The organism is Mesorhizobium sp. P5_C1 (assembly GCF_054049815.1).
The window spans coordinates 1-2,020 of the sequence record NZ_JBFULQ010000769.1 but is presented as its reverse complement, the minus strand read 5'-3'; the positions used below and the strand labels follow the sequence as shown (position 1 = coordinate 2,020).

Genomic DNA, 2,020 nt, shown 5'->3' with positions numbered 1-2,020 from the left:
CATCGTCACCATTGCGCGCACGCCCGGCCAATTGTCCGGTGACAGCGCGACGACGATCGAATGCCGCGGCATGACGCTGATGCCGGGCCTTGTCGAAGGCCACGCCCACATCTCCTTCGGCGGCGCGATCAAGGATTCCGACCTTGGCCTGATTCCGCCAGAGGAGCATCTTCTGCTGACCATGCGCAATGCCAAGACATTGCTCGACCATGGCTTCACCAGCGCCTACAGCGCCGCGACCTCGAAGCTCAGGCTAGACATCGTCATCCGCAACGAAATCAATGCCGGCCGCTTGCCGGGACCGCGCATGCGCGCCGGCAGTCCGGAAATCACCGTAACCGGCGGCCTCGGCGACGAGCGCCAGCAGCACATGTATCACGAGAGCTTCGGCATGATCGCCGACGGCGTCGAGGAGATCACCAAGGCGGTGCGCCTGTGCTGCCGCGAAGGCGCCGACAACATCAAGATCAACATTTCCGGCGATGATCTGAGCCCCGCGGCGCATGGCGGCCTGACCGTGATGAGCGAAGCCGAAGTGATGACGGCGGTGTCGGTGGCGCGCGACTTCGGCAAGAAGATCAACTGCCATGCCCGCGCCGCAGGTTCGGTGAAGCGCGCGGTGAAGTGCGGCGTCGACGTCATCTATCACTGCGAATCCGCCGACGAGGAAGCGCTCGATGCGCTGGAATCGGCCAAGGACCGCATCTTCGTCGGCCCGGCCATCGGCATCATCTACGGCACACTCTACGAGGGCGAGCCCTTCGGCTTCACCCACGAGATGGCGGTCAAGTTCGGCATGCAGCGCATCCTCGACGACAGCCGCAAGGTATACACCGAATTGCGCAAGCGCGGCGTGCGCGCACTGATCGGTGGCGACTATGGTTTCGCGCAGACGCCGCAAGGCACCAACGCGCGCGACCTCAAGCATTTCGTCGACCTGCTCGGCTATTCGCCGAGCGAGGCGCTGCAATGCGGCACGCGGCTCGGCGGCCAGGTGATGGGGCTCGGCGACGAGCTCGGCATGGTCAAGGAAGGCTTCATCGCCGACCTGCTGCTGGTCAATGGCGACCCACTGAAGGACCTCGACATGATGGTGCATGAGAAGAACCTTGTCGTCATCATGAAGGACGGCGAGCTCTACAAGGACCAGTCGGCCTCGGTCGCCGCGCAGCGCCAAGCAGCGTAGGCATCATGCAGCCCGCGGTTCCGATCGATGTCGACGAGACAAGCGGCATCTGGCGGACCGACGGGCTGCCCATGGTCTATTTGCCCAGGCACTTCCTGGTTAACAATCATCTCGCGGTCGAGGCAGCCCTCGGGCGCGACGCCTATCGCGCCATCCTGCGCACCGCGACGGCAAAGTCCGCCATCGAATGGTGCGAGGCGCAGGTGCAGGGCAAGGGCCTCGATCCGGAGGCGACGTTCCGCCATTATTTCCAGCGCCTGTCGCAGCGCGGCTGGGGCCAGTTCTCGATCGACACGCTGGATGTGGGCGGGCGCTTCGGCAGCATCAGCCTGAGGAATTCGATCTTCGCGCTGGAGGCCGGGCAGGGGCCAGGCCAGCGCGTCTGCTACATGTTCGAGGGTTTTGTCACCGGCGCCTTCTCGTTCCTGCTCGGTCTTGCGGCACCGACGCAAGTCGAATGCGAGGAGACATACTGCGCCTGTGATGGCCGGCACGACCATTGCCGGTTCGACTTCGCGGAAAGGCGTCCTGCCTGAGGCGCGCTACGGCCGGATGAGGGTCAGGGACCGTGGGGGCCGCACAGGTCGAGCGTCCATTGGATGGTTCCGCAATAGTCGCCGGCGTAGCCGTCGTAACTGCCGTAGCCATTGTAGTAGCCGTCTATCCAGCCATCATCGCCGACCCGATCGTCGCCGGTCCAACCGCCGCTGACCCACCCGCCGCGGTGCCCATGTCCACCACGCACAGCGTGTCGATGCGCGCCACCGTGATGGGCAGGTGGACATGGGCACCGCGGCGGGTGGGTCAGCGGCGGTTGGACCGGCGACGATCGGG

At 65.0% G+C, this 2,020-nt stretch carries 3 protein-coding genes; 2 read left to right on the top strand and 1 reads right to left on the bottom strand.

The features are described from left to right. Together ACXJ7R_RS31065 and ACXJ7R_RS31060 are read left to right on the top strand one after the other, a co-directional pair. On the top strand, positions 1–1,186 hold a 1,186-nt coding region (locus ACXJ7R_RS31065; protein WP_457155145.1), incomplete at its 5' end, for a metal-dependent hydrolase family protein. Between the two features lie 5 nt (positions 1,187–1,191). Continuing rightward, positions 1,192–1,722 (top strand): DUF5943 domain-containing protein, encoded by a 531-nt coding sequence (locus ACXJ7R_RS31060; RefSeq protein WP_457155144.1) that lies wholly within the window; start codon positions 1,192–1,194, stop codon positions 1,720–1,722. Positions 1,723–1,745: 23 nt separating this feature from the next. Here the strand turns inward: ACXJ7R_RS31060 and ACXJ7R_RS31055 are convergent, their stop codons facing one another. Continuing rightward, entirely contained in the window at positions 1,746–1,931 is a 186-nt protein-coding gene (locus tag ACXJ7R_RS31055; protein ID WP_457155143.1) for a hypothetical protein, read from the bottom strand. Positions 1,932–2,020 lie beyond the last annotated feature (89 nt).

What these genes read in the sequence shown, in the direction of transcription:
- ACXJ7R_RS31060 (WP_457155144.1), top strand. Translation starts at nt 1,192, where the DNA reads ATGCAGCCCGCGGTTCCGATCGATGTCGACGAGACAAGCGGCATCTGG.